This window comes from Flavobacterium sp. ZT3R18, from assembly GCF_007097385.1.
Lineage (GTDB): Bacteria > Bacteroidota > Bacteroidia > Flavobacteriales > Flavobacteriaceae > Flavobacterium.
This window is the reverse complement of the sequence record NZ_VJZS01000028.1, coordinates 1-23,906: the sequence shown is the minus strand read 5'-3', so window position 1 is coordinate 23,906 and position 23,906 is coordinate 1. Positions and strand designations below refer to the sequence as shown.

7 protein-coding genes are annotated in these 23,906 nt (G+C 34.1%); 6 read left to right on the top strand and 1 reads right to left on the bottom strand.

Going from position 1 to position 23,906, the window contains the following annotated elements:
* The first annotated feature begins 131 nt into the window (after positions 1 to 131).
* The 3 genes from FNW52_RS18930 (at position 132) to FNW52_RS18920 (ending at position 17,237) form a co-directional block, all read left to right on the top strand.
* Positions 132 to 9,467, top strand: coding sequence for a non-ribosomal peptide synthetase (locus FNW52_RS18930; protein WP_143379039.1), 9,336 nt, complete (start codon positions 132 to 134; stop codon positions 9,465 to 9,467).
* A gap of 180 nt (positions 9,468 to 9,647) precedes the next feature.
* Positions 9,648 to 16,055 (top strand): non-ribosomal peptide synthetase, encoded by a 6,408-nt coding sequence (locus FNW52_RS18925; RefSeq protein ID WP_143379038.1) that lies wholly within the window; start codon positions 9,648 to 9,650, stop codon positions 16,053 to 16,055.
* A gap of 420 nt (positions 16,056 to 16,475) precedes the next feature.
* Positions 16,476 to 17,237 (top strand): ThiF family adenylyltransferase, encoded by a 762-nt coding sequence (locus FNW52_RS18920; protein WP_143379037.1) that lies wholly within the window; start codon positions 16,476 to 16,478, stop codon positions 17,235 to 17,237.
* 3 nt (positions 17,238 to 17,240) lie between these two features.
* Here FNW52_RS18920 and FNW52_RS18915 read toward each other — a convergent pair whose 3' ends face one another.
* A complete protein-coding gene (locus FNW52_RS18915) occupies positions 17,241 to 17,999 on the bottom strand; it encodes a response regulator transcription factor (protein ID WP_143379036.1) in 759 nt (252 codons plus the stop codon).
* 310 nt (positions 18,000 to 18,309) lie between these two features.
* On the opposite strand from FNW52_RS18915, the gene FNW52_RS18910 reads away from it, so the two are divergent.
* From FNW52_RS18910 to FNW52_RS18900, 3 genes are all read left to right on the top strand, one after another.
* The gene (locus tag FNW52_RS18910; RefSeq protein WP_143379035.1) at positions 18,310 to 18,945 is read left to right on the top strand and encodes a hypothetical protein; all 636 of its coding nucleotides are present in this window, start codon (positions 18,310 to 18,312) and stop codon (positions 18,943 to 18,945) included.
* 288 nt (positions 18,946 to 19,233) lie between these two features.
* On the top strand, positions 19,234 to 19,767 hold the full coding sequence (locus FNW52_RS18905; protein WP_143379034.1) for a UpxY family transcription antiterminator: 534 nt from the start codon (positions 19,234 to 19,236) through the stop codon (positions 19,765 to 19,767).
* Positions 19,768 to 19,979: 212 nt separating this feature from the next.
* The coding region (locus FNW52_RS18900) for a non-ribosomal peptide synthetase (protein WP_143379033.1) at positions 19,980 to 23,906 on the top strand (3,927 nt) is incomplete at its 3' end.

Below are 23,906 nucleotides of genomic sequence, written 5' to 3'. Positions count from 1 at the left end.
TTCAAACTAATAGAATATGAATTTGTCATATAGTTAACCATAAGATAGTTATTCTTATGGTTCTACAAATCAAAATATTACAATAACGTTCCCTTTTCAATATTTATCTAAATTATAAAAAAAGCAGACTGATGAAAAATAATGTTACAAGCGTACAGAAATACATCTGGCTTGATCAGATACTAGAGAGTGAGTCACCAAAATACAACATTGGCGGCTATGCATTTATTAATGGAAGTGTTGATGTTGAACGTTTTAAAGTGGCATTTGATATTCTGATTAGAGAGAATGATATCTTTTCTTTTGTTTTTGTAGAAAAGAGTGGTTTCCCTGTATATAGTCTTCAGGAAGCAGATAGAGATTTAGCATTATCCTATATAGAAGAATCAGATGAAGCAAAAGCGATTCAGATGATAGAAGAAGATTTTGTAATTCCTTTTGATATAGAGAACGATAAACAGTTTTATAAAATGTGGCTTATTAAAATAGCTCCTGAATCTTATATATGGTATTCGAAACTTCATCATATCATATCTGACGGTTTCTCGTTTCAGTTATTGTATAATAAAGTAAAAAGGATTTATGAGCAATTAGCTACAGACGTTACATATGATGATTTATGTATAGAAAAAAATACAATGTCTTACGAAGTTTTTATAGCATTAGACAATGCATATAGAGCCTCTGATGATTTTTTTAATGACAAAAACTTTTGGTTAGAGCGATATGAAAATTTACCTTCTTTAATATATACAGGCACTAATAAATCAACAAGCCATTGCAATATAGAAATAGCGCTTACTGAACTAGAAAATGAAGCATTATGGGAGTTTGTAAAAACAGAAAGACTGGGTATTTTTCATTTGCTGTTAGGATGTTTTTCTATTGTATTATCAAAGTATTATAATAGAAGCGAAGTTAATTTAGGAATGCCCATTTTAAACAGAAAAAATGCCGTTGAAAAACGTACTTTTGGTCCTTTCCTGAGTCTGTTACCATTAAAAATTAGTTTAGAAACAGCTTCATCTTTAAGTGATTTTATAAAAGAGATTAAAAGCACACTTTTTACATGCTACAGACATCAGCGTTTTCAGCAGGCAGATATATTACGAAATCTCCCTCAGGCAGCTTCAAAGCTTTATGATGTAAGATTGTCATATGAGCGTATGCAATATGAATCTGAATTTGCAGGAAATAAATCTACAATACATCCATTATCTAATGATAGTGAAGAAGATCCGATCTCTATACATGTCTTTGAGGATATAAATGGGCATATTAGTTTTAGATTTGATATAAATGAAAGATATGTTTCAAAATTTGAAGCAAATCAACTTATAACATCATTTAGAAAAGTATTAACTCAATTAAAAGAGACTAAAGATACTCCTATAGCAGAGATTCAAATTTCTAGTAAAGAGCAATTAAAAGAAATAGAAACAATTTCAAAAGGGCCTATGCTAAAAAGACCGGAAGAGACATTTTTAAATCTTTGGAATACGTCGCTAGTCAACCATACTTCGAAAACAGCAGTTTCCTATCGAACAAATTTTTTGACTTATGAAACTCTTGAAACATATGCAAACACAGTAGCTTCATACCTACAGATTAGAGGTGTTAAAAAAGGTGATAAAGTGGGTGTAATGCTTTCTAGATCAGAAAAAAGTATTATTGGAATTCTTGCCACATTAAAAACAGGCGCTATTTATGTGCCTATTGATGATGTATATCCAGACGAAAGAAAACAATATATCATAAAAGATGCTCAGTTGGATTTTATCTTAACGGATTCGTTTTCTCATTCTATTTCAGAAGAAAGAGAATGTAATATAGACAGTATTCTGGAAGAGTATACATCAATAGAAAAATATAGTCCCGTTCCTCTGAAACCTGAAGATGAAGCTTATATTATTTATACTTCGGGCTCAACAGGAGATCCTAAAGGTGTTGTTATTAATCATCGATCCTTATATGATTATATTCTGACATTTAGTGATTATTTCAACCTTACTGAAAAGGATATTGTATTGCAACAAGCCTCTACTGCTTTTGATACTTCTATAGAAGAGATTTTTCCTGTTCTATCCATAGGAGGGAATTTAGTAATTGCTTCTGATACTAAGGATTTTAATGAATTGTTTAGAGATTGTGATCGATTTGGAGTTACTTTATTAAGTACCAATCCTTTTGTTTTACAATATCTTAATGATAACCATAAAAACTATCATTTAAATTTTAAAACACTTATTAGTGGAGGAGATACTCTAAAACCGCATCAAGTAGATCAACTTATAGATACTTATAACGTCTATAATACGTATGGACCCACAGAGAGTACGGTGTGTGCGACATATTACAAAGTTAGTAAGACCGATACTGTACTTCCTATAGGAAAACCTATTACAAACAGGGGAGTATATCTTCTGGATGGAACGGGAATATTACCTAAAGGGGCTATAGGAGAGATTGGACTTTCTGGCACAGGTCTGGCAGTTTCTTATTTGAATAAAAAAGAATTGACAGATAATGCTTTTATAAACATTGATGGGGAACGTATCTATAAAACCGGAGATTTAGGGAAGTGGGGTATAGACAATAACTTAATTTTTCATGGCAGAAAAGATAGCCAGTTAAGTTATAAGGGATATCGTATTGAAGTAGGGGAAATAGAGCAGGCAATACAAAAAATAAATGCATATATCGTAGACAGTTATGTATGTATAAATGAAGTCGGAGGTATGCCTATTCTGATTGCTTATTTAGTTGCAAATGAATCTTTCATTAATATCGCTTCATTAGTAATTGATTTAAAAGCCCATTTACCGGAGTTTATGATTCCTACGCATTTTGTAGTCCTGGATGCTATTCCTTTAATTTCTAATGGAAAAATAGATGTAAAGAGTTTACCGAAACCCAAAACCATAAACATTAAAGAAGCGGTTCAATTACCAACAACAGACGAAGAAAAAGAGATTGCAGCGATCTGGCAGGAATTATTAAGACTGGATCAGGTTGATGTTACGGTTAGTTTTTTTGAATTAGGAGGACATTCATTACTCGCGAATCAATTTATCAGCAGTTTAAGAGATCAGAAAGGAATTGAATTGCCACTAAGAGATTTTTACAAATCTCCCACGATTAAAGAGATAAGTGAATTAGTTCCTTCTTTAGATAAGAAAAAAATCCAAAATATTATAGCTCCTAATCAGGAATTATATCCTTTGTCTTTTTCACAAGACAGGCTGTGGTTTTTAAATCAGTTAGATAATACGGATACGTCCTATCATGTCTCTCGAGTTATGAAACTCAATGGACTTATTGAGGTTACTACGCTCGAAGAAACGTTTTCAAAGCTTATAGAGAAACATGAGATTTTGAGAACAGTTTTTGTTAATCAGGATGGAGTGCCTTATCAAAAAATACTATCTCCATACTCCTATACCATTCCTGTTATCAATTATACAGATATAAAAGAGAAAAACAAGGAAAAAGTGATTGCTGATTGTCTAGAAAGAATAGAAAGTCATGCTTTTCAAATAGAAGAAGGACCTCTTTTTAGGGTAGAATTATTAAAGTTTTCAGACCAGGAAAGTGTTCTTATATTTTGTGAACATCATTTAATTTTAGATGGATGGACTCAAGGAATTTTATTCAGAGATTTTGTTGATATCTATAACGAACTAAAAAGAAATCCTGATTTTGAGGTAAAGAAACCAGAAGTTACCTTTAAAGACTATGCTTATTGGGAGAAAAACACTTTTACCGACAGTGTTCTCAACGAGAAATTAGACTTTTGGGAAAACAAATTTGAAGGTTTTTCAAACGAATTGTTAGTGCCTTTAGATTATGAAAGAGCTGAAACCTCCATAAAAAAAGGCGGCACTATAGAACATGTTTTTTCATTAGATTTTTCTGAAAGATTACGACAATTTTCTGAAAAACAAGATGTGTCATTGTTTATCACGATGCTTACAGCCTTTAAAATAGCCCTTTATAAATTTAGTAGTCAAACAGACGTCTGTGTAGGGACTGCCGTAGCAAACAGACGTTTTAAAGAATTTCAGGAGGTTTTAGGGATGATTGTAAATACAATCGCACTAAGAACAACATTTAGCAGCGATGACAGTTTAACAGATATTCTTAACGAGGTGAAAGAAACCTGCCTTGATGCCTATACATATGATGATACACCTTTTGGTAAAGTGGTAGAAAGAATAAATCCTGAAAGAGGTTTACACCTGCATCCATTATTTCAATACATGTTTAGTTTTGTTAATGTTCCTGTACAAAGTATGTCGCTGCTGGATGCCGATATAGAAATTTTAAAAGGACATAATAAGGCATCGCGATTTGATATCAGTGTTATTGTAAATACAGTATACGAACAAACAGATTTTTTAACAGAAAATAAACCAGACAGAAGAATTTCAGTTGAATGGGATTATAATGCAGATATCTTTAAATACGCCACTATGGAGTGCGTTTTAAAAGCATACCTTAAGATCCTGGAGGCGCTTGTTGAAAATCCTGCGCAATCTTTAGCTGTATTAGATTACATACCTGAATCAGAAAAAAAGATTCTCTTGCATGACTTTAATTCTAAAAAAACGAATTGCCCTTTAGATAAGACAGCTGTTTCTATGTTTGAGGAACAAGTTGCAAAAACACCAGATGCAATTGCCCTGATATTTGAAAACAGAAGTCTAACCTATATAGAACTGGATGATGTTTCTAATCAACTGGCGCATTATTTATTAAACAACTTTGATATTAAAGTTGAGGATCTGATAACAGTAAAGTTAGACCGCAGTGAGTGGATCTACATATCATTATTAGCAGTCTTAAAAACCGGAGGTGCATATGTTCCCATAGATCCTAGTTACCCAGAACAAAGAATCACTTACATAGAACAAGACAGTAATTGTAAAGTTGTAATTGACGAGCGTCTGTTAATTGACTTTAGGTCCCGTCAGGGCAATTATGAGACTACATTACCTAGAATTTCTCTAGCCTCAAATAACTTGATGTATGTAATATATACTTCAGGTTCAACAGGGAATCCTAAAGGAGTGATGATTGAACACAAGAGTTTAGTAAATTATATTGTAAACCAGACAGAAGAATTTGGGTTTGATCGTTCAGAGCGTGTCTTGCAATTTTCAAACACCGCTTTTGATGCCTCTATGGAACAAATCTTTTTAGCCTTGTTAAATGGAGCCTCGCTCATAGGCGTATCAAAAGATCGTATTATTGATCCTGTTGATTTTATAAACGCATTACAGGAATATTCTATAACACACCTGCATACTACACCCGGTTATTTAGCCCATTTAGCCCATCTTTCGTCTTGTAAAACACTAAGAAGAATCGTTGCCGGAGGAGAGATCTGCTCCAAAAACTTAGCTGAAAAAATGATTGAGGTTGCAGATTTCTATAATAAGTATGGACCTACAGAAGCAACCATTAGCGCTACCATGCGTAAGGTCGATAAGAGTGATTTAGAGAAAAATATTATTTCTATAGGAAAGCCATTGAAGAATAGTGAGCTGTATATTTTATCAGATGATCTTGCCTTAAAACCTATTGGCGTTTTTGGAGAATTATGTATTTCAGGAACTAGCCTGTCCAGAGGATATTTAAATAACGAAGATTTAACCTCAGAAAAGTTTGTTCCCCACCCCTTCATTAAAGGAGCTAAGTTATATAAAACAGGCGATTTAGGCAGATGGCTGCCCGACGGTAGTATAGAGTTTTTAGGACGTAAAGACCATCAGGTAAAAGTAAGAGGATACCGTATAGAATTAGGAGAAATCGAACATGCTATATTGTCTCAGGATAATATTAGTCAATGTGTTGTGGTTGTACAGGAGATAGAAGGTGACCAGGTGATTGTTTCTTATCTGGTTGGAGAAAAACAATTGGACAAACAGGAACTTCGTTCGATATTGAGTAATCACTTGCCGGATTATATGATACCAAGTTATTATGTACAGGTAGAATCTATTCCATTAACCTCTCATGGTAAAGTCGATAAGAAAGCATTGCCGACAGTGGGCATGGATGATATTGTTCAACAAAAATACGTAGCTCCTACAACGACCTTAGAGAAAGAATTAGCAGCTATATGGGAAGAAATATTAGGAATCAAGACTATAGGAATAACAGATAACTTTTTTGAGTTAGGCGGACATAGCTTAAAGGTGACCTTAGTAGCCAATAAAATCAATCGTCAATTAGGATATCAAATAAGTGTAAAAGACGTGTTTTTGAATCCTACCATTTCAGGGATCATTTCCAGATTAGAAACCGCAGCTTTTACGGCTATCCCCAAAGTACAAAATCAAGAAAATTATGTATTAACATCGTCGCAACATCGATTATGGATATTAAGTCAGTTTGAAGGTGGTAATGAGGCCTATAATATTCCAGGTTCGTTTGAACTGGAAGGATTTCTGGATGTAGAGAACTTAACAGAAGCATTTAAAACTGTAATTTCCAGACATGAAATCTTAAGAACATTTTTCAAACGAAATGATGAAGGAGAAGTACGTCAATTTATTGTTGATGCTTCAGCTATTGATTTTGAAATTGATTGTTTTGATTATAGTGAGGTTGTAGATCAAGAGACGGCTTTAGAAAAAAGAGTTGTTGAGAGCTATAAACATCAATTTGATTTAGGAGAAGCGCCTTTAGTGCGTTTACATCTCATAAGATTATCAGAAGACAAACATGTATTACTTTTTAATATGCATCATATTATTAGTGATGGTTGGTCTATGGGGATATTAAGTAAAGAATTGATAACCATTTATGATAATTTGGTTCATGCTAAAAGCATCAATTTACTAGAACCTAATATACAATATAAAGATTACGCCTCTTGGATGAGGAGTGAAAATCAGACCTCTAAATTAAAAATATCAGAAGATTATTGGTTGAATGTATTTAGCGGGGATATACCAGTATTGGAAATTCCTACAAATAAAATGAGGCCAAAAGTTAAGACGTATGTTGGAGATTCAGTCACATATGATTTCTCAAAAGAAGCAAGTGCAAATTTGAAATTGTTTTCAGAAAAGTATGATGCTAGTCTCTTTATGGTTTTAATGGCAGGGATAAACGGATTACTTTCCAGATACGCCAATACCAGAGATATTATTTTAGGTACTCCAATAGCAGGAAGAGAACACAGTGATTTAGAAAATCAAATAGGACTTTATCTGAACACACTGGCTATACGAACAACTTTTGAAGAAACAGCAAGTTTTGAAGAGTTACTGGCGATACAAAAAGAAACCTTATTAAATGCATATTCTCACCAAGAATATCCTCTTGATAATCTGGTAGAAGAATTAGGTTTAGGTAGAGATACTAGTCGATCTGCTCTTTTTGATGTCTTGGTTGTATTACAAAATCAACAGGATTTATTTGGATCGGATAATTTACAGATAGAAGGTTTGACTTTAAAACCCTTTAAAGGATATCAAAGAAAGGTTAGTCAATTTGATTTAAGCTTTATATTTTCAGAGAAACAAGGTCAATTATCCTTGCACATAGAATACAATACAGATATTTATGAGCTGGATTTTGTAGAACGTTTGGTTTCACATTTTGATACCTTTTTAACAGAAGCAACCCAAAGACCAAATCAAAAAGTAGCCACACTTAATTATTTAGGTTTTTCTGAAGAATCTCAATTATTGTACGATTTTAATAATACAACAGTTGTCTATCCAGATACTACAATGGTAGATTTATTCGTAACTCAGGCGGCAAAGACCCCGGAAATTATTGCTTTGGTAATTGATGGAAAAAGTTTTACTTACAGAGAGCTGGATGAATTGTCGAATAGTCTGTCCCATTATTTGTTAAGTAACTATAGCTTAGATGTAGAAGATTTAGTAGGGGTAAAGTTAGATCGCAATGAATGGCTGTTTATTTCTTTACTGGCTGTTTTAAAAGGAGGATGTGCCTATGTTCCGATCGATCCTAATTACCCGGCCCAACGTATTGCCTATATAGAGGATGATAGTAAATGTAAAGTAACGATAGACGAGGCAGTTTTATCTGCTTTTAGAAAATCAGATCCTATTTCGACTTCACTTCCGCAGGTATCTTTTAGTTCCGACAATCTGGCGTATATTATTTACACCTCGGGATCTACGGGCAAACCCAAAGGAGTAATGATTACCCATCAGAATGCTTCTGCTATGCTGCATTGGTCACAAAGAGAATTTAGTGATACTGATTTTGATATCCTGTATGCAGTGACCTCACATTGTTTTGATTTATCGGTCTATGAATTTTTCTATCCTTTGAGTATTGGAAAGCAAATTCGCTTACTACCCAACGGATTATCAATAGGAGACTATATCGACAGCGATAAAAAGGTACTGATTAATACCGTTCCTTCTGTGATTCATACACTATTAGAAAAGGGTGTTTCTTTTGAGAATGCCGTAGGAATTAACCTTGCCGGAGAAGCTTTTCCGGTGAGCATCGCCAATCATTTTAAAGATTCGTGGATTGCGGTGAGAAATTTATACGGTCCGTCAGAAGATACTACCTATAGCAGTTATTACAGAGTTAGAGGATCTTACGAGAGTTCGGTTCCTGTTGGTAAAGCCATAGACAACACTCAATTTTATATCGCATCAGATGCTTTGGCTTTACAGCCTGTGGGTGTCATTGGAGAAATCTGCATTTCCGGTGACGGATTATCCAGAGGTTATTTGTACCAGCCAGAATTAACTGCAGAAAAGTTTGTCTCTAACCCCTTCAAAGAAGGAACTAAGTTATATAAAACAGGCGATTTAGGCAAATGGTTACCCGATGGCACTATCGCATACATAGGCAGGAAAGACAGTCAGGTCAAGATTAGAGGGTATCGGGTAGAACTTGGTGAGATCGAGCAGGTATTACAATCTCAGGAAGGCATCGATCAGTGTGTCGTGGTAACTGCAACAGTTCAGGGAGATCCTGTTATTGTTAGTTATCTGGTGAGCACTGCAGGGGTAGACAAACAACAACTTCGATTGTCTCTGGGACGTGAATTACCCGAGTATATGTTACCGAGTTATTATGTGTTTTTAGAAGAACTTCCCCTTACGCCAAACGGTAAGATCGACAAAAAAGCCTTGCCGCCGGTGAGCACAGCAGACATCATCCAACTCGAATATATAGCTCCTACCGATGAAATAGAAGAGAACCTGGTTGCGATATGGCAGGATATACTGAGATTAGACAAAATTGGTGTTACCGATAATTTCTTCGAATTAGGCGGGAACAGCTTAAAAGCCACAGTTTTAATCAACAGAATAAACAGGGCTTTTGATGCAAGATTTTCTATTCAGGATTTATACAAGACCCAGGATATCATTGGAGTTTCAAAAAAACTAAAATTTATAGTTTTTCAAAATCAATTAGCAGTAGAGACAGCTGATGATCTTGATGAGATATTAATCTAAAATTTAACCGCGAGTTTCATTTTACTTTTAAGCATGGCTATACTTCATAGCCATGTTTTTTTTGCACTATTAGATACATTCAACGCCTTGGGTGTAATATTTTGTTGTTAATCACTGAGAGGATAGTGTTATAATTCTAAAAACCATACAAGCGTTTCAATTTACTTTAAAAATCATATCATGATAGAAAATTTAATATACATTCTACAATCTTTAAATATCAGGCTTAAAATAGATAATGGAGATCTGAAAATTAACGCTCCTAAGGGAGCTTTGACTCCTGAAATTATTGAAGATATTAAAGCTTATAAAAATGAACTAATCACCTTACTTTCCTCTTCAGAGTTTATTCCTAAAGCAGGAGTTAAAGACTATTATGCGCTTACTTCGTCTCAACATCAATTGTGGACATTAAGTCAGTTTGAAGGAGGTAGCTCGGCCTATAATATATTTGAAGCATTCGAATTTAAAGGAGTGTTAGATTTTGAAAAACTAACTCAGGCCTTTAAGATCTTAATAGAACGACATGAGAGTTTACGTACTGTTTTTAAAGAAGATGAACAGGAAAATCTGGGGCAGTATATCGTTCCCGTTACCCAATACAGCGGGGTTTTACAGCTGGTAGATTTAAATAATGCAACAGCTGAAGTTTTGAGCAATCAAGCTGATACGCTTCAAAGGCATGCTTTCGATTTAGAAAAAGGGCCGCTTTTTATAGGAGAGATTGTAAAGGCAGCTGCCGATCACCATATTCTGATGCTAAATATGCATCATATTATTGGCGACGGCTGGTCTATGGGAGTTTTGTGTAGAGAATTTATGGCAATTTATAACGGATTGTCTACGGAAAATGAAGTAGTATTACCGGAATTGCCTATTCAGTATAAAGATTATTCAGAATGGCAAAATAACGATGCAAGACAATCTGCACTGGAAAAAGCGAAAACATTTTGGTTAAATACATTTTCGGGAGAAATCCCTGTTCTGGAATTACCCTCTAATAAAGCAAGACCAAAACTTAAAAGCTATAATGGTGCAGGAATAGAGTATACATTTTCTAAAACAACCACATCTCAGCTTAATACATATGCACAACAAAATGGTGTGAGTCTTTTTATGGTTTTAATGGCAGGAATTAATGGTTTACTTTCCAGATATACCAATACCAGAGATATTATTTTAGGAACTCCAATAGCAGGAAGAGCGCATAGTGATTTAGAAAATCAGGTAGGATTATATTTGAACACATTAGCAATTCGCACCGCATTTGAGCAAGAAGTTACTTTTGAAGATTTACTTGCAGTACAAAAAGAAACGTTGTTAAATGCCTATTCACATCAGGAATATCCTTTTGATAATTTAGTTGAAGAACTGGGTATAAAAAGAGATCTAAGAAGATCTGTTTTATTTGATGTTTTAGTAGTATTTCAAAACCAGGAAGAATTGTTAACCTCTCAAGGTTTGACATTGAATAATGTTGAGGTATCGCCTTATAAACAATTGAAAAAGTCATTCAGTAAGTTTGATTTGAGCTTTATTTTTAGAGAAAAACAAGGCGAGTTATCTTTATATATAGAATACAATACAGACATTTATGAACTGGATTTTGTAGAAAGATTTGTTTCACATTTTGATAAATTTCTGGCAGAAGCCATTCAAAATCCAAATCAAAAAGTAGCGAAAATCAATTATTTAGGTTCTCATGAAGAATCTCAATTGTTGTATGATTTCAACGATACAACGGTGGCATATCCGGAAGATACAACAATGGTCGATTTATTTGTCAATCAGGCAGCAAAAACACCGCAACAGATTGCTTTAGTAACCGATGGAAAAAGTTATACTTATAAAGAACTCGATGAGGTTTCAAACCAATTGTCGCATTATTTGTTAAGCAATTACAATTTAGCAGTTGAAGATTTAGTAGGGGTAAAGTTAGACCGAAGCGAATGGCTTTTAATTTCATTACTCGCTGTTTTAAAATCGGGCTGTGCTTATGTTCCTATTGATCCTAATTATCCTGCACAACGTATTGCCTATATTGAGCAAGACAGTAAATGTAAAATAACAATAGACGAGAAGTTTATATCAGCTTTTAGAGAATCAGCTCCGATTTCGATATCACTTCCGCAGGTTTCTTTTAATTCCGATAATCTGGCGTATATTATTTACACTTCAGGATCTACCGGAAAGCCAAAAGGAGTTATGATTACCCATAAAAATGCATCATCAATGTTGCATTGGTCACAAAGAGAATTTAGTGATAGTGATTTTGATATTCTTTATGCGGTAACCTCACATTGTTTTGATTTATCGGTATATGAATTTTTCTATCCGCTAAGCATAGGCAAACAAATTCGCTTATTGCAAAACGGATTATCGATAGGAGATTATTTGGACACGGATAAAAATGTACTCATAAATACAGTTCCATCGGTTATTCATACGCTTATCGATAAAGGTATTTCATTTAAAAATGCCGTAGGAATTAATCTTGCCGGAGAAGCTTTTCCGGTAAGTATCGCCAATCATTTTAAAGATTCAGGAATTGCAATAAGAAACTTATACGGTCCGTCAGAAGATACCACTTATAGCAGCTATTACAGGGTTGAAGGATCTTATGAAAGTTCAGTTCCTATTGGTAAAGCGATAGACAACAGTCAGTTTTATATCCTTTCAGATGCTCTCGCATTACAGCCTGTGGGCGTGATTGGAGAAATCTGTATTTCCGGCGATGGATTATCACGAGGTTATTTATATCAACCGGAACTAACAGCAGAAAAGTTTATTGCAAATCCCTTTCGCGAAAGCGGAAATCTCTACAAAACAGGAGATTTAGGTAAATGGTTACCGGACGGAACCATAGCGTGTATTGGCAGAAAAGACAGTCAGGTAAAAATCAGGGGACATCGTGTAGAACTTGGTGAGATAGAACATGTTCTGGAATCTCAGCAAGGCATTGATCAATGTGTGGTCGTAGCTGGAATTGTTCAGGGCGAACAGGTTATTATCAGTTATCTGGTTAGTGCTGTGGCTGTAGATAAACAACAGCTTCGCTTATCACTGGCACGTGAATTACCTGAATATATGTTGCCTAGTTATTATGTATTTATGGATCAATTACCGCTTACACCAAATGGTAAAATCGATAAAAATGCATTGCCTCCGGTAAGTACAAAAGATATTATTCAGGCTGAATATATTGCTCCGACCAATGAAATAGAAGAGCAATTGGTGGCTATATGGGAAGAAATATTAGGACTAGAAAGGATAGGTATTACAGATAACTTTTTTGAGTTAGGCGGAAATAGTCTTAAAGTAGCCCGATTAATCGAAGAATATCGTCGCGCTTTTAAAGTTAAACTAAGTTTAGAGGCTGTTTTTTCAAATCCAATATTAGAAAATCATGTACAGCTTATAAAAGAGAGTACTTATTCTGAATATCAGGCAATACCAGTTATAGAAACCAATACCAGTTATGCGCTTTCTGCAGGTCAAAAAAGATTGTGGGCATTGAGTCAGCTGGAAGGTGGAGCGAGTACGTACAATATGTCATTTCATACTATATTGGAAGGTAATTATGATATAGCGATTCTTAAAAAAGCTATTTATGCAACGGTAGAACGCCATGAGATATTACGTACTGTTTTTAAAATAGAGAATTCAGGCGAACTTCGTCAGCATATTATTCCTAATAATTCATTTAATCTGGATATTCCTTTTGTAAATATTCAGGATGAGATTGATAAAGAATATAAAATAACAACTTACGCTAAAGAAGATAAGCTTCATTCCTTTGATTTAGCTCAGGGACCTTTAGTAAGAGCTTGTATATTTCAGTTGGAAGATGAAAAATATGCCTTCCATTATAGTATGCATCATATTATAAGTGACGGATGGTCGATGGAAGTTTTATCTAAAGATGTTTTTGCATTTTATGATGCCTTTAAAAATAATACAACTGTTGCGCTGCCGCCTCTTAAAATACAATATAAAGATTATGTAAGTTGGCAGCAATTGCAATTGGAAGATGCTTCCAGTCAGTTAGATAAAGTATTTTGGAAAGAAATGCTTAATGGTACATTACCTATACTTGATTTGCCATCTCAAAAAAAGAGACCAACTTTTAAAACATCAGAAGGACGACGTTTTAGAACTTATTTTTCAGAAGAACAAACAACAGCAATAAAAGGGATACCCCAAGAGCATGGCGGAAGTCTGTTTATAGCCTTGCTTTCTACCTGGAATATTCTGTTTCATAAGTATACCGGCGAGCGCGATATTATTATAGGAGCTCCAGTAGCGGGACGAAATCATATTGATCTTCTCGATCAGATCGGGTTTTATGTGAACACAATTGCGCTAAGAAACGAGGTATCTCCGGAATTATCCTTTGTCTCTTTTTATAAAAAAATAAAAGAACAAACACTAAAGGCCTATAACCATCAAATGTATCCTTTTGATCAATTGATAGACGACCTGAATATTCAACACCAAACATCTCGAAATGCTATTTTTGACGTGATACTTTCGCTACAAACCGAAATATCTGACAGAACTACAGTACAAAAAGAAATTAGTACCACAATTGAAGATACTGGAGAAGCTATAGCTAAATTTGATTTGGACCTAAATTTTCACGAAGAAGGACAATATTTATTATTTGATATAACCTACAACACCAATGTTTATGATGCAGACATGATACAAGGGCTTATGTATCATTATAAGCAACTTTGGAATGCGATTTTGGAGCAGCCAAATCAAATGATTGCTGATCTTAAATACCTTTCAGAAACTGAAGAATCTCAGCTGATTCATTCATTTAATGATAATACGATACCATATCTGGAAGAAGCAGGTATTGTAGCACTATTTCAGCAACAAGTAGAAAAAACACCGGATACTTTGGCAGTCGTATATGGAGAAACCCAAATTACGTATGCGCAACTGGATTTGCTTTCGAATGCAATGTCACAGTATATAAGAAATACTAATGATATTAATCCCGAAGATCTGATATGTGTGAAGTTAGAAAAAAGTGACTGGTATGTCATCACACTTCTTGCCATATTAAAATCAGGTGCGGCCTATGTACCTATTGATCGTAATTATCCGGAAGATCGTATTGCATTTATACAAAGCGATAGTAATTGTGTAATTACGATAGATGACGCTTTTATAGCAAAGTTTAAAAATGAGGCCATATTGTTAGATTACAAGGAAGTAGCAATACAATCGTCAAATTTGGCGTATGTAATATATACTTCCGGATCTACCGGAAAGCCAAAGGGTGTTATGGTAGAGCACAAATCATTAAGTAATTTGTGTCATTGGCATCAAAAAGCATATAATCTTACCAAAGATAGCAGATGTACATTGTATGCAAGTATAGGTTTTGATGCATCGACATGGGAATTATTTCCAACCTTATTAAGCGGCGGATGCGTATATCCTATTCCGGAAGAAATTCGTTTAAAAACAGATGATTTAGTCACTTTTTTCAATACCCATAAAATAACACAAGCTTTCTTGCCTACAGTATTGTATAAAGATATGATACAGGAAAGTGCACAATTAAAACAACCTTTAAAACTTTTGGTTGGTGGTGAAGCGCTTATTGTAACAGAAGTACAGGAGCAACTTGAAATTTATAATAATTACGGACCTACAGAAAATGCTGTCGTAAGTACCTATTATAAAGTAAATCAGGAAACTACCGGATTAGTGCCAATAGGAAAACCTATTGGAAACGTGAAAATTTATATTCTTGATAAAAATGGAAATTTAGTTCCTCCCGGCGTTACCGGTGAGTTATGTCTGGCCGGAAAAAGTCTTGCCCGGGGTTATCTAAACAGTCCTTCCTTAACTCAGGAAAAATTTATATCACATCCGTTAGTAACCGAAGGAAAACTATATAAAACCGGCGACTTAGCGAAGTGGCTTCCTGATGGTAATATTCAGTTTATGGGACGTGAAGACAGCCAGATTAAACTAAGAGGTTATCGTATAGAATTAGGAGAAATAGAAGTTGCTTTGCGGGAAATCGAGGAGATTAAAGAAGCTATTGTTCTTATAAAAGAAATTCAAAACGAAAAATATATTACAGCCTATGTTGTTTGCGAAACCTCAATAGATCGTACAGTTCTTAAAAAGAAATTAAGCAGAACATTGGCAGATTATATGTTGCCTGCCTATTTTATTTATTTGGATGTTATGCCATTAACAACAAACGGAAAAATAGATATGAAAGCACTGCCTAATATAGATAACGAGCAATTTAGCGAAGCAGCAATGTATGTTGCTCCTGGTAATGATTTAGAAAAAAAGCTAGTCAAAATATGGCAGGAAGTACTGCAAAAAGAGAAAATAGGAATAGAAGATAATTTCTTTGCCCTTGGAGGACACAGTTTAAAAGCAATTCAGGTAATTTCTAAAATTCAGAAAGAGTTCAATATTAAATTTGAACTTAGAGAGTTGTATAATGAACCAACAATTACTTACCTGGCACACTACATAGAATCCATACAAATTTTAAACAATCAACAAATAATAGCTTCTGTTATGGGAAAAGAATTGATTTTTTAAAATTACTAGTTAGTGTTAAAAAACGATACGGAATTAGTATAAAAATAACTAAATGAAACAGTTACGGGGATTCTCTTGTAGCTGTTTTTTTGTTTTATACATTTTCCCATAATAATATTTTACAATTTTTTTAATACATCTCGTTTGAAACTTGCATTTTAATTTTAGTAATAATATCTTTAAATAAATGATTATTAGCGCTTTGTATTAGTAGGAAAATTTTTCTGAATTAAAAGATGGCTAACCGTTTTTAAATATCAATTTTTTTCATTTAGGTTGATAGAGGGGTGCTGGAGATAATATTTTTTTTCAAGTGTATTTTTAATCAATGGTAGTGCAACTTGCGACAGTAAAAAACTACCCTTTTGGTTAAAAGAATACGAGTTGTTTATGATTACTTTTGAATTAAAAAAATTACTTATGGAAGATCGTTATACAAGAAATAGACTTTATCTCACTGAAGAAGAGCAAGAGATAATAAAAAACTTTCCAATTTTATTAGCGGGAAGTGGGATCGGTAGCGTGATTGCTGAATGCGCGTTACGTTTTGGTTTTGAGAAGATTACAATTGTAGATGGTGATCAGGTAGAACGATCTAATTTGAACAGACAAAATTATACTGAAGATGATGTCGATTCGAACAAAGTAGATGCTTTAGCCAGGCGATTGAAATCCATAAACAAAAATGCAGAAATCAATTGCCTTGATTTTTTCTTAACTGTTGAAAACGTCGGGGATCATATTAAAGGCCATAAAGCAGCAATTAATGCACTGGATTTTTCCTCTCCGGTACCGTTGATATTTGATACGGCCTGCCAAAAACTGGATATTCCAATTTTGCATCCGTACAATATAGGGTGGGGAAGTCTCGTCACTGTAATTGCAAAAGATGGTCTTCTATTGAACGCAATAGCCAATGATGATGAGGTATTTAATGAAGTAACCTTAGTGGAGTATGCCTCAAGTTATATGAGATTCTGGGGAAGTCCCCAAAATTGGATCGATGACATTGTTGAAAAATACAGAAATGAGAAAAAATCATTGCCACCGCCACAATTGTCTATAGCGTCATGGTCGGTAGCTGCCGTATGCACTCATTTACTTTATAATATTGCTACAGGCAAAAAGTTTAAAAAATTCCCTGAGTTTTATTTGTCAACCATAATTGATAATGATGACTAGAAACTAAATCAATTTATTGCTGGTTGCGTATGCTATTGCCTCGGCAATATTGCCTACGCCCAGCTTTGTGAATAGTTTTCTTTTGTGAAATTTGATTGTATCGGCAGAAACAAACATGCTTTCTGCCATATTTGCAATTGTAAACCCCCTAATGGAGTACTGCAGTACTTCCTTCTCACGACTTGTGAGTTCTATTTTTTTCATTATTTTCCAGAAATCACCTTGAAGGTCATAGCTGAAGATTTTATTCTCGCCCTTCTTATAAATTTTAATGTTCCCGGACTGAAGTTCCGAGGAAAGTGAAATAATACATATTGACTTCCAGATTTTACCGTCATTGGTTAAAAAAACGGGAGTCAGTTTTTGATTCACCAAAAACGTTTTTCCGCTTGGATTCTTTAGGCGAAAGTCATATGAAATAGTATGATGGATACGCTCTTCTACAGGGATATTTTGATAGAAATCAAACCCTATAGTATTAATCTTCAATAACAAATCCAGATCCTCCTTTACTACATATTTAAAGTAAAAAGCATAGCCCAGTTCCTGAACTTCCTCGGGCGTGTGATCACATAGGAACAAAGGATTTTCGGAAACATATTCAAAACCTTTTTTTTCGTAATCTATGATATAGATACTGCTGTAAGTGGTTCTTGCAAATGCCTTGACCAATTCTAAATAATAAGCAAGCTTGAGTGCTTCATCCTGAGAAATTTTCTGAACTGTGTTATTAGATGAAAAAAAATCGTTTTCAATTACCATATCCCTATAATTATATTTTTTAATAGGGTGTGAATATAGGAAAAATTAGAGATGTATGTTAATTTTTTTTATTTCTATACGAATTAAACTTCAATTCGATAAGGATATTGATTGGTTTTTGACTCGATGTTTTTGTAATAGGAAGCCTTTTTTTTAACTACACTTTAGTGTAGTATTTGTTTAGTGTATTGAAAACTAGTATTTTGTGTAGTGTAATGAGTAGGTTGTGGTGATAGTTTTGGAGAAAATAAACATCATGATACTCAAAAAATGCCCCCTATCCGAGATTAGTCAAAATGAGATTTTCCACATGTCAAAATTTGTAGTGACAGAAAATTTCAATCATCATGCAAATGAAGTATTTTCAGATAATTATCAAAATGATATTGATTCTGTTTACAAGGAGGAGATGGGGTTTTTGGAGAATTCGAAAATATTCATTTTCAAAAACGACCTTGGTGATCTAATGGGGACTATTAGAGTTTTAAAATGGGATTTTATTAACGCATTGCCTATTCAGAAGATGTTTGCAATAGATCCTTTCTTTTGTACTGATGGGAATGCTATTAATGAAATATGGCATATTGGACGTTTTGCCATTAAGAAAGGGGTTCGTGACATAAACTTGCTTAAAAAACTGCTGGTTTGCGCTATTGCGCCAGTTTGTGGTCATAAGGATAATATTGCTTTTGCAGAGATAGATGCAAAACTGCTTCGTGTTTTGTGGCTAATGGGAATTAAAGCGAAAATTATAGGGGAATCCATTGAATATTTGGGTTCTGAAACTATACCTGTATGTATGCCATACAATGGGCTAATCGATTTCTATAACGAGAATAAAGGTTTGGTTTTACCACAGGAAACTTTTGTTGCTTCGGCAAAGGGTTATAAACTACCCAATAGGGTAGTATTTCACAGCGGGACTCGCAACTACCCTTTGGTGTAGTAAAATGTGAAATAGAGTATTGTAATTTTACTTCAGAAAAATAAGTCAAAAATAAAGTTAAGTTTTTAGTTTATTCCTTTCATGATTTTTCACCAGGTTCTCAAAAAGCAGCATACTTTGCCGGGAAATTTTAGATACATAAAAAGTATTTTCCCTGAGAATTAAAATTCGTTGCCCAGGTTACCCAAAAAAGACAAAGCTATTGAGCTGTAGAAAAATTTTCTAAAATAAATAACCATGTGACTGGCCACAGCGCAGCTATGCCTGCTCACTAAAAACTTAAAAATTATGGAAAGAAAACAAGGTTGGCATGTTCTTTACGTAAAGTACAGACATGAAAGTAAAGTCTATAAGGAGTTGACAGAAAAAAATATTGAGGCATTTCTACCTATGGCAACCAGCATTAGAAAATGGAGTGACAGAACCAAAAAAATCGAGACTCCATTATTTCCAAGTTATGTTTTTGTAAATATCAAGTCGCACAAGGATTTTCATGATGTTTTAACCGTAGACAGCGGCTGTTCATACTTGTCTTTTGGAGGTCAATATGGAATGGTTTCACCAAAAGAAATACAGCAAATACGATTACTTGTCGAAGGAAAAGACGTTAGTGATGTTCAAATTAACACAGCACTTCCGCAAATTGGCGATAAGCTAAAAATCGAGTACGGCGAATTATCCGGTCTTGAATGTGAAGTATTCAGGATAGACAATCAGCATAGAATCAGCGTTAGGTTGAGTTCATTGCGCCAAAATATATCGGCAATAGTTCCTTTATCTTATTTATCTGCTCCAACTGAAAACACTTTTGCCAAAGCATAGTTTTTAAACTGATCCGTAATGTAGAATATTTCTTAACAGGATCGATCCATTATTCATTCAAACATTTTGCAATTACTAATAGTAAACAATTCTTATTATCGAAAATAAGTATTGTTTGTTATTTCTGATTGTTTGATTAAAAAAGCATTCACTCATTTAATTATATAGTTATTAATTAATTCAAATTTTCAGCATTAAGAAAACATTTTACCATGAAAGATATTAAATCAATAATTACTGGTTTATCCAATAAAGAAGTACAAATATTCCTGGATGACTCACAAGAGAATTTGAGAGTAACAGGAAATACAGCATCTCTTACACAGGAAGATAAAATCGATATTACAACAAATAAAGATAGACTTATTGCCTTACTAAAAAACAGTAAAAGCAATATGGAATCTAACTTTGAAGTGATTTCGCCCGTTGCAACATCAGAAAGTTATGAGGTGTCGGCGGGACAGCGTCGTCTATGGACCTTAAGTCAATTTGAAGGGGGGTCTGTCGTATATAACATGCCTATGAATACGACTCTAAAGGGTAGTTATGATATCGAGTGTTTTCAAAAAGCAATTACAGCGACTATAAATCGTCATGAGATATTACGTACTACATTCAAAATGGATAAAAACGGTGACGTAAGACAATATGTACAGCCAGCAGATGTTTTAAATTTCACACTGTCATATATTGATTTCAGGAATGATATTGATAAAGAAGCTAGTATTGCCCATTATATTAGTGAAGATTCTTTTGTGCCATTTGATTTGGAAACAGGACCTTTATTTCGCGTAAGCTTATTACAACTTGAAGAGGATACTTATGTTTTCTATTATAATATGCATCATATTATAAGCGATGGATGGTCTATGAATGTATTGTCAAAAGATGTATTTACATATTATGAGTCATTTGTAAATGGTATAGCTCCTATCCTTACACCGGTTAATATTCAATACAAAGATTATGCAAATTGGCAATCATTACAAGCAAAAACGATTACATCAACTAAGGATAAAGCATATTGGTTGGAGAATCTTGCGGGAGAGTTACCTATATTAGATCTTCCTTCAGAAAAACGTAGACCTTCTATAAAAACGCATAGAGGGCATAGCTTGAGAACATATATTTCTAAAGAAACAATTGCGATGCTTCAGCGTTTTACGCAAGAGAATAACAGCAGTATTTTTATTAGTTTACTAACTACTATCAATATCCTTTTTCATAAATATACCTCAGATTCAGATATTATTATCGGAAGCCCGGTAGCGGGTCGTGATCATGCAGATTTGGCAGATCAGATTGGTTTTTATGTTAATACAATTGCATTACGTAATACAATAAATGCTCAGGAGAATTTTACATCAATCTATAAACGAATTAAAGAGCAGACACTGGAAGCGTTTAATCATCAAATGTATCCTTTTGATAGTCTAGTAGAAAACTTAAATATCAAAAGAGATGCAGGAAGAAGCAGTGTATTTGATGTTTTGTTAGTACTTCAAAATACTGCAGCAAATGATGAGACTGTCGAAATACCATCATCGAAAACCGATACAATTCTTGATTTAGGAGAAACAGTTTCAAAATTTGATATAGAACTTAAATTCCAAGAAGTTGGAGGATGCTTAGTTTTTGATATTACTTACAATACAGAAGTGTATGAATACCACATGATCGAAGGATTAATGGGACATTATAAACAAATTTTAAAAGGTGCATTATCTCAACCGGAAATTCCTATTGGTAAATTAACCTATATCAGTAAAGAAGAAGAAAAAGAATTTTTACAGGATTTTAATGCCACAGAAAAAAATTATCCTACCGATATTACGCTTGTTGACTTAATTGAAGCACAAGTTGCCAATAATCCGGAAGGAATTGCTTTGGCATATGAAGGAGAAAAGATGACGTATGCAGCCTTAAATGCAAAAGCAAATCAAGTTGCCCATTATTTGCATAGTATAGATGTTACAACAGAGTCTATAGTTGGGTTATGTATGGAACGTTCTTTTGAGATGGTTATTGGGATATTGGGTATTATGAAATCCGGCGGAGCTTACGTGCCTATAGATCCTCATTATCCAAGTGAGAGAATCGATTACATCGTAAAAGATACTAAGGCAGAGGTTGTACTTGTAAATGCCGGCAGCATCAATAAAGTTAATTTTCTTGAAGATATTGCGATACTAAATCTTGATGAACACGATACAGTACTTGCTAATCAGTCAAAAGCTAATCTTAATTTAGCGATATCCGTTTCAAATGCAGCTTATGTAATTTATACTTCCGGATCTACAGGAAACCCTAAAGGAGTAGTCAATGAGCAACGAGGTTTGGTTAACCGTTTATTATGGGCGAAGGAATATTATAATTTAACAGCTAATGATGTATTAATACAAAAAACTACTTTTTGTTTTGATGTATCGGTTTGGGAGTTTTTTCTTTCTCTGATAACAGGTTGTAAATTAGTAATTCCAAGAGCAGAAGGTCATAAGGATAGCGATTATTTAACAGAATTGATTGCGAAACAGCAGGTTACAATGATCCATTTTGTGCCTTCTATGTTAAGCGCGTTTTTATTGGATTTAAATATTTCCAGATGTACCAGTTTAAAAAATGTGGTGTGTAGTGGAGAAGCTTTAAAAATAAGTCAGGTAGAAGATTTTCAAAAGGTATTGCCTGAGGTTATATTAAGTAATTTATACGGACCTACAGAGGCTGCCATTGATGTAACAAGCTGGATTGTTCCTTTTAATTCGGTAGATTTAAAACGCGTGCCTATTGGTGTGCCGGTAGCAAATACTCAGATTTACATTCTGGATAACGAAATGAATATTCAGCCTAAAGGTGTCGTGGGAGAATTATATATAGGAGGTATTCAGGTAGCCAGAGAATATATCAATCGCCCTGAACTTAATGAATATAGATTTATAAATAATCCTTTTGGAGAAGGAAAATTATACAGAACCGGAGATAATGCAAAATGGCTTCAGGATGGAAACATCGAATATCTTGGAAGAGAAGACAGTCAGGTAAAAATTAGAGGTTACAGAATTGAATTGGGCGAACTAGATACGGTTATAAATAGCTGTCCTTTTGTAAATCAGGGAGTTGTTATTGCCAGAGAAGATACTTACGGAGTAAATGAACTAATAGCGTATCTGGTTCTTAAAGAAGATAAAACAAAAGAAGATGTTACTGCTTATCTAAGAGAGCATATTCCTGGTTATATGATTCCCGGAATTATGGTACAATTAGATGAAATGCCCCTTACATCCAATGGTAAAGTAAATAGAAAAGCCTTACCGGATCCTATTTTTACCAGAGAATATGAATATGTTGCTCCAACTACAGAGTTAGAAGAGACATTAGTTACCATTTGGCAAAATATATTAAATACAGAACAAGTTGGGGTTACTGATGATTTCTTTGAATTGGGAGGTCACTCCTTATTAGCAGTTCGATTAATATCTGCGATAAAGAAAACGATTAATGTTACAATTACTATTACAAATGTATTTAGTAATTCAACGATTTTAGCTTTAGCTTCTTTTATTGAAGGACAAGATGTTATTTCTGAAATTCCTTTAATAACCAAACAAAATTTACCACAAGATATTCCGTTGTCTTATGCGCAAGAGCGTTTATGGTTCATCGATAAGTTAAAAGGAAGTGAGCATTATCATATGCCTACGATATTAAACCTGAAAGGAGATCTTAATATTGACTTTCTTTCACAAGCTTTAAAAACAATTGTAGATCGTCACGAGGCGTTACGTACTGTTTATGTAGAAAAAGGAGGTATTGCATATCAACAAGTACAGTCATCAGATAATTGGGAATTGAATGTTGTTTCATTGACTGATAATTTTCAGGATTTTGTATCTGAAGAAGTAAATAAACCTTTTGATTTAGCAAAAGATTATATGCTTCGTGCCACAGTGATCAAAATATCAGACAATGAGCATATTTTAATATTGGTGCTTCATCATATCGCTACCGATGGATGGTCATCATCGCTTATTGTCAATGAATTTAAAGAATTATACGCTTCTTATCAATCCGGAATCGCAGCTGATTTACCGGTTCTTAGTTTCCAATATGCAGACTATTCGGTTTGGCAGCGTTCTGAGATA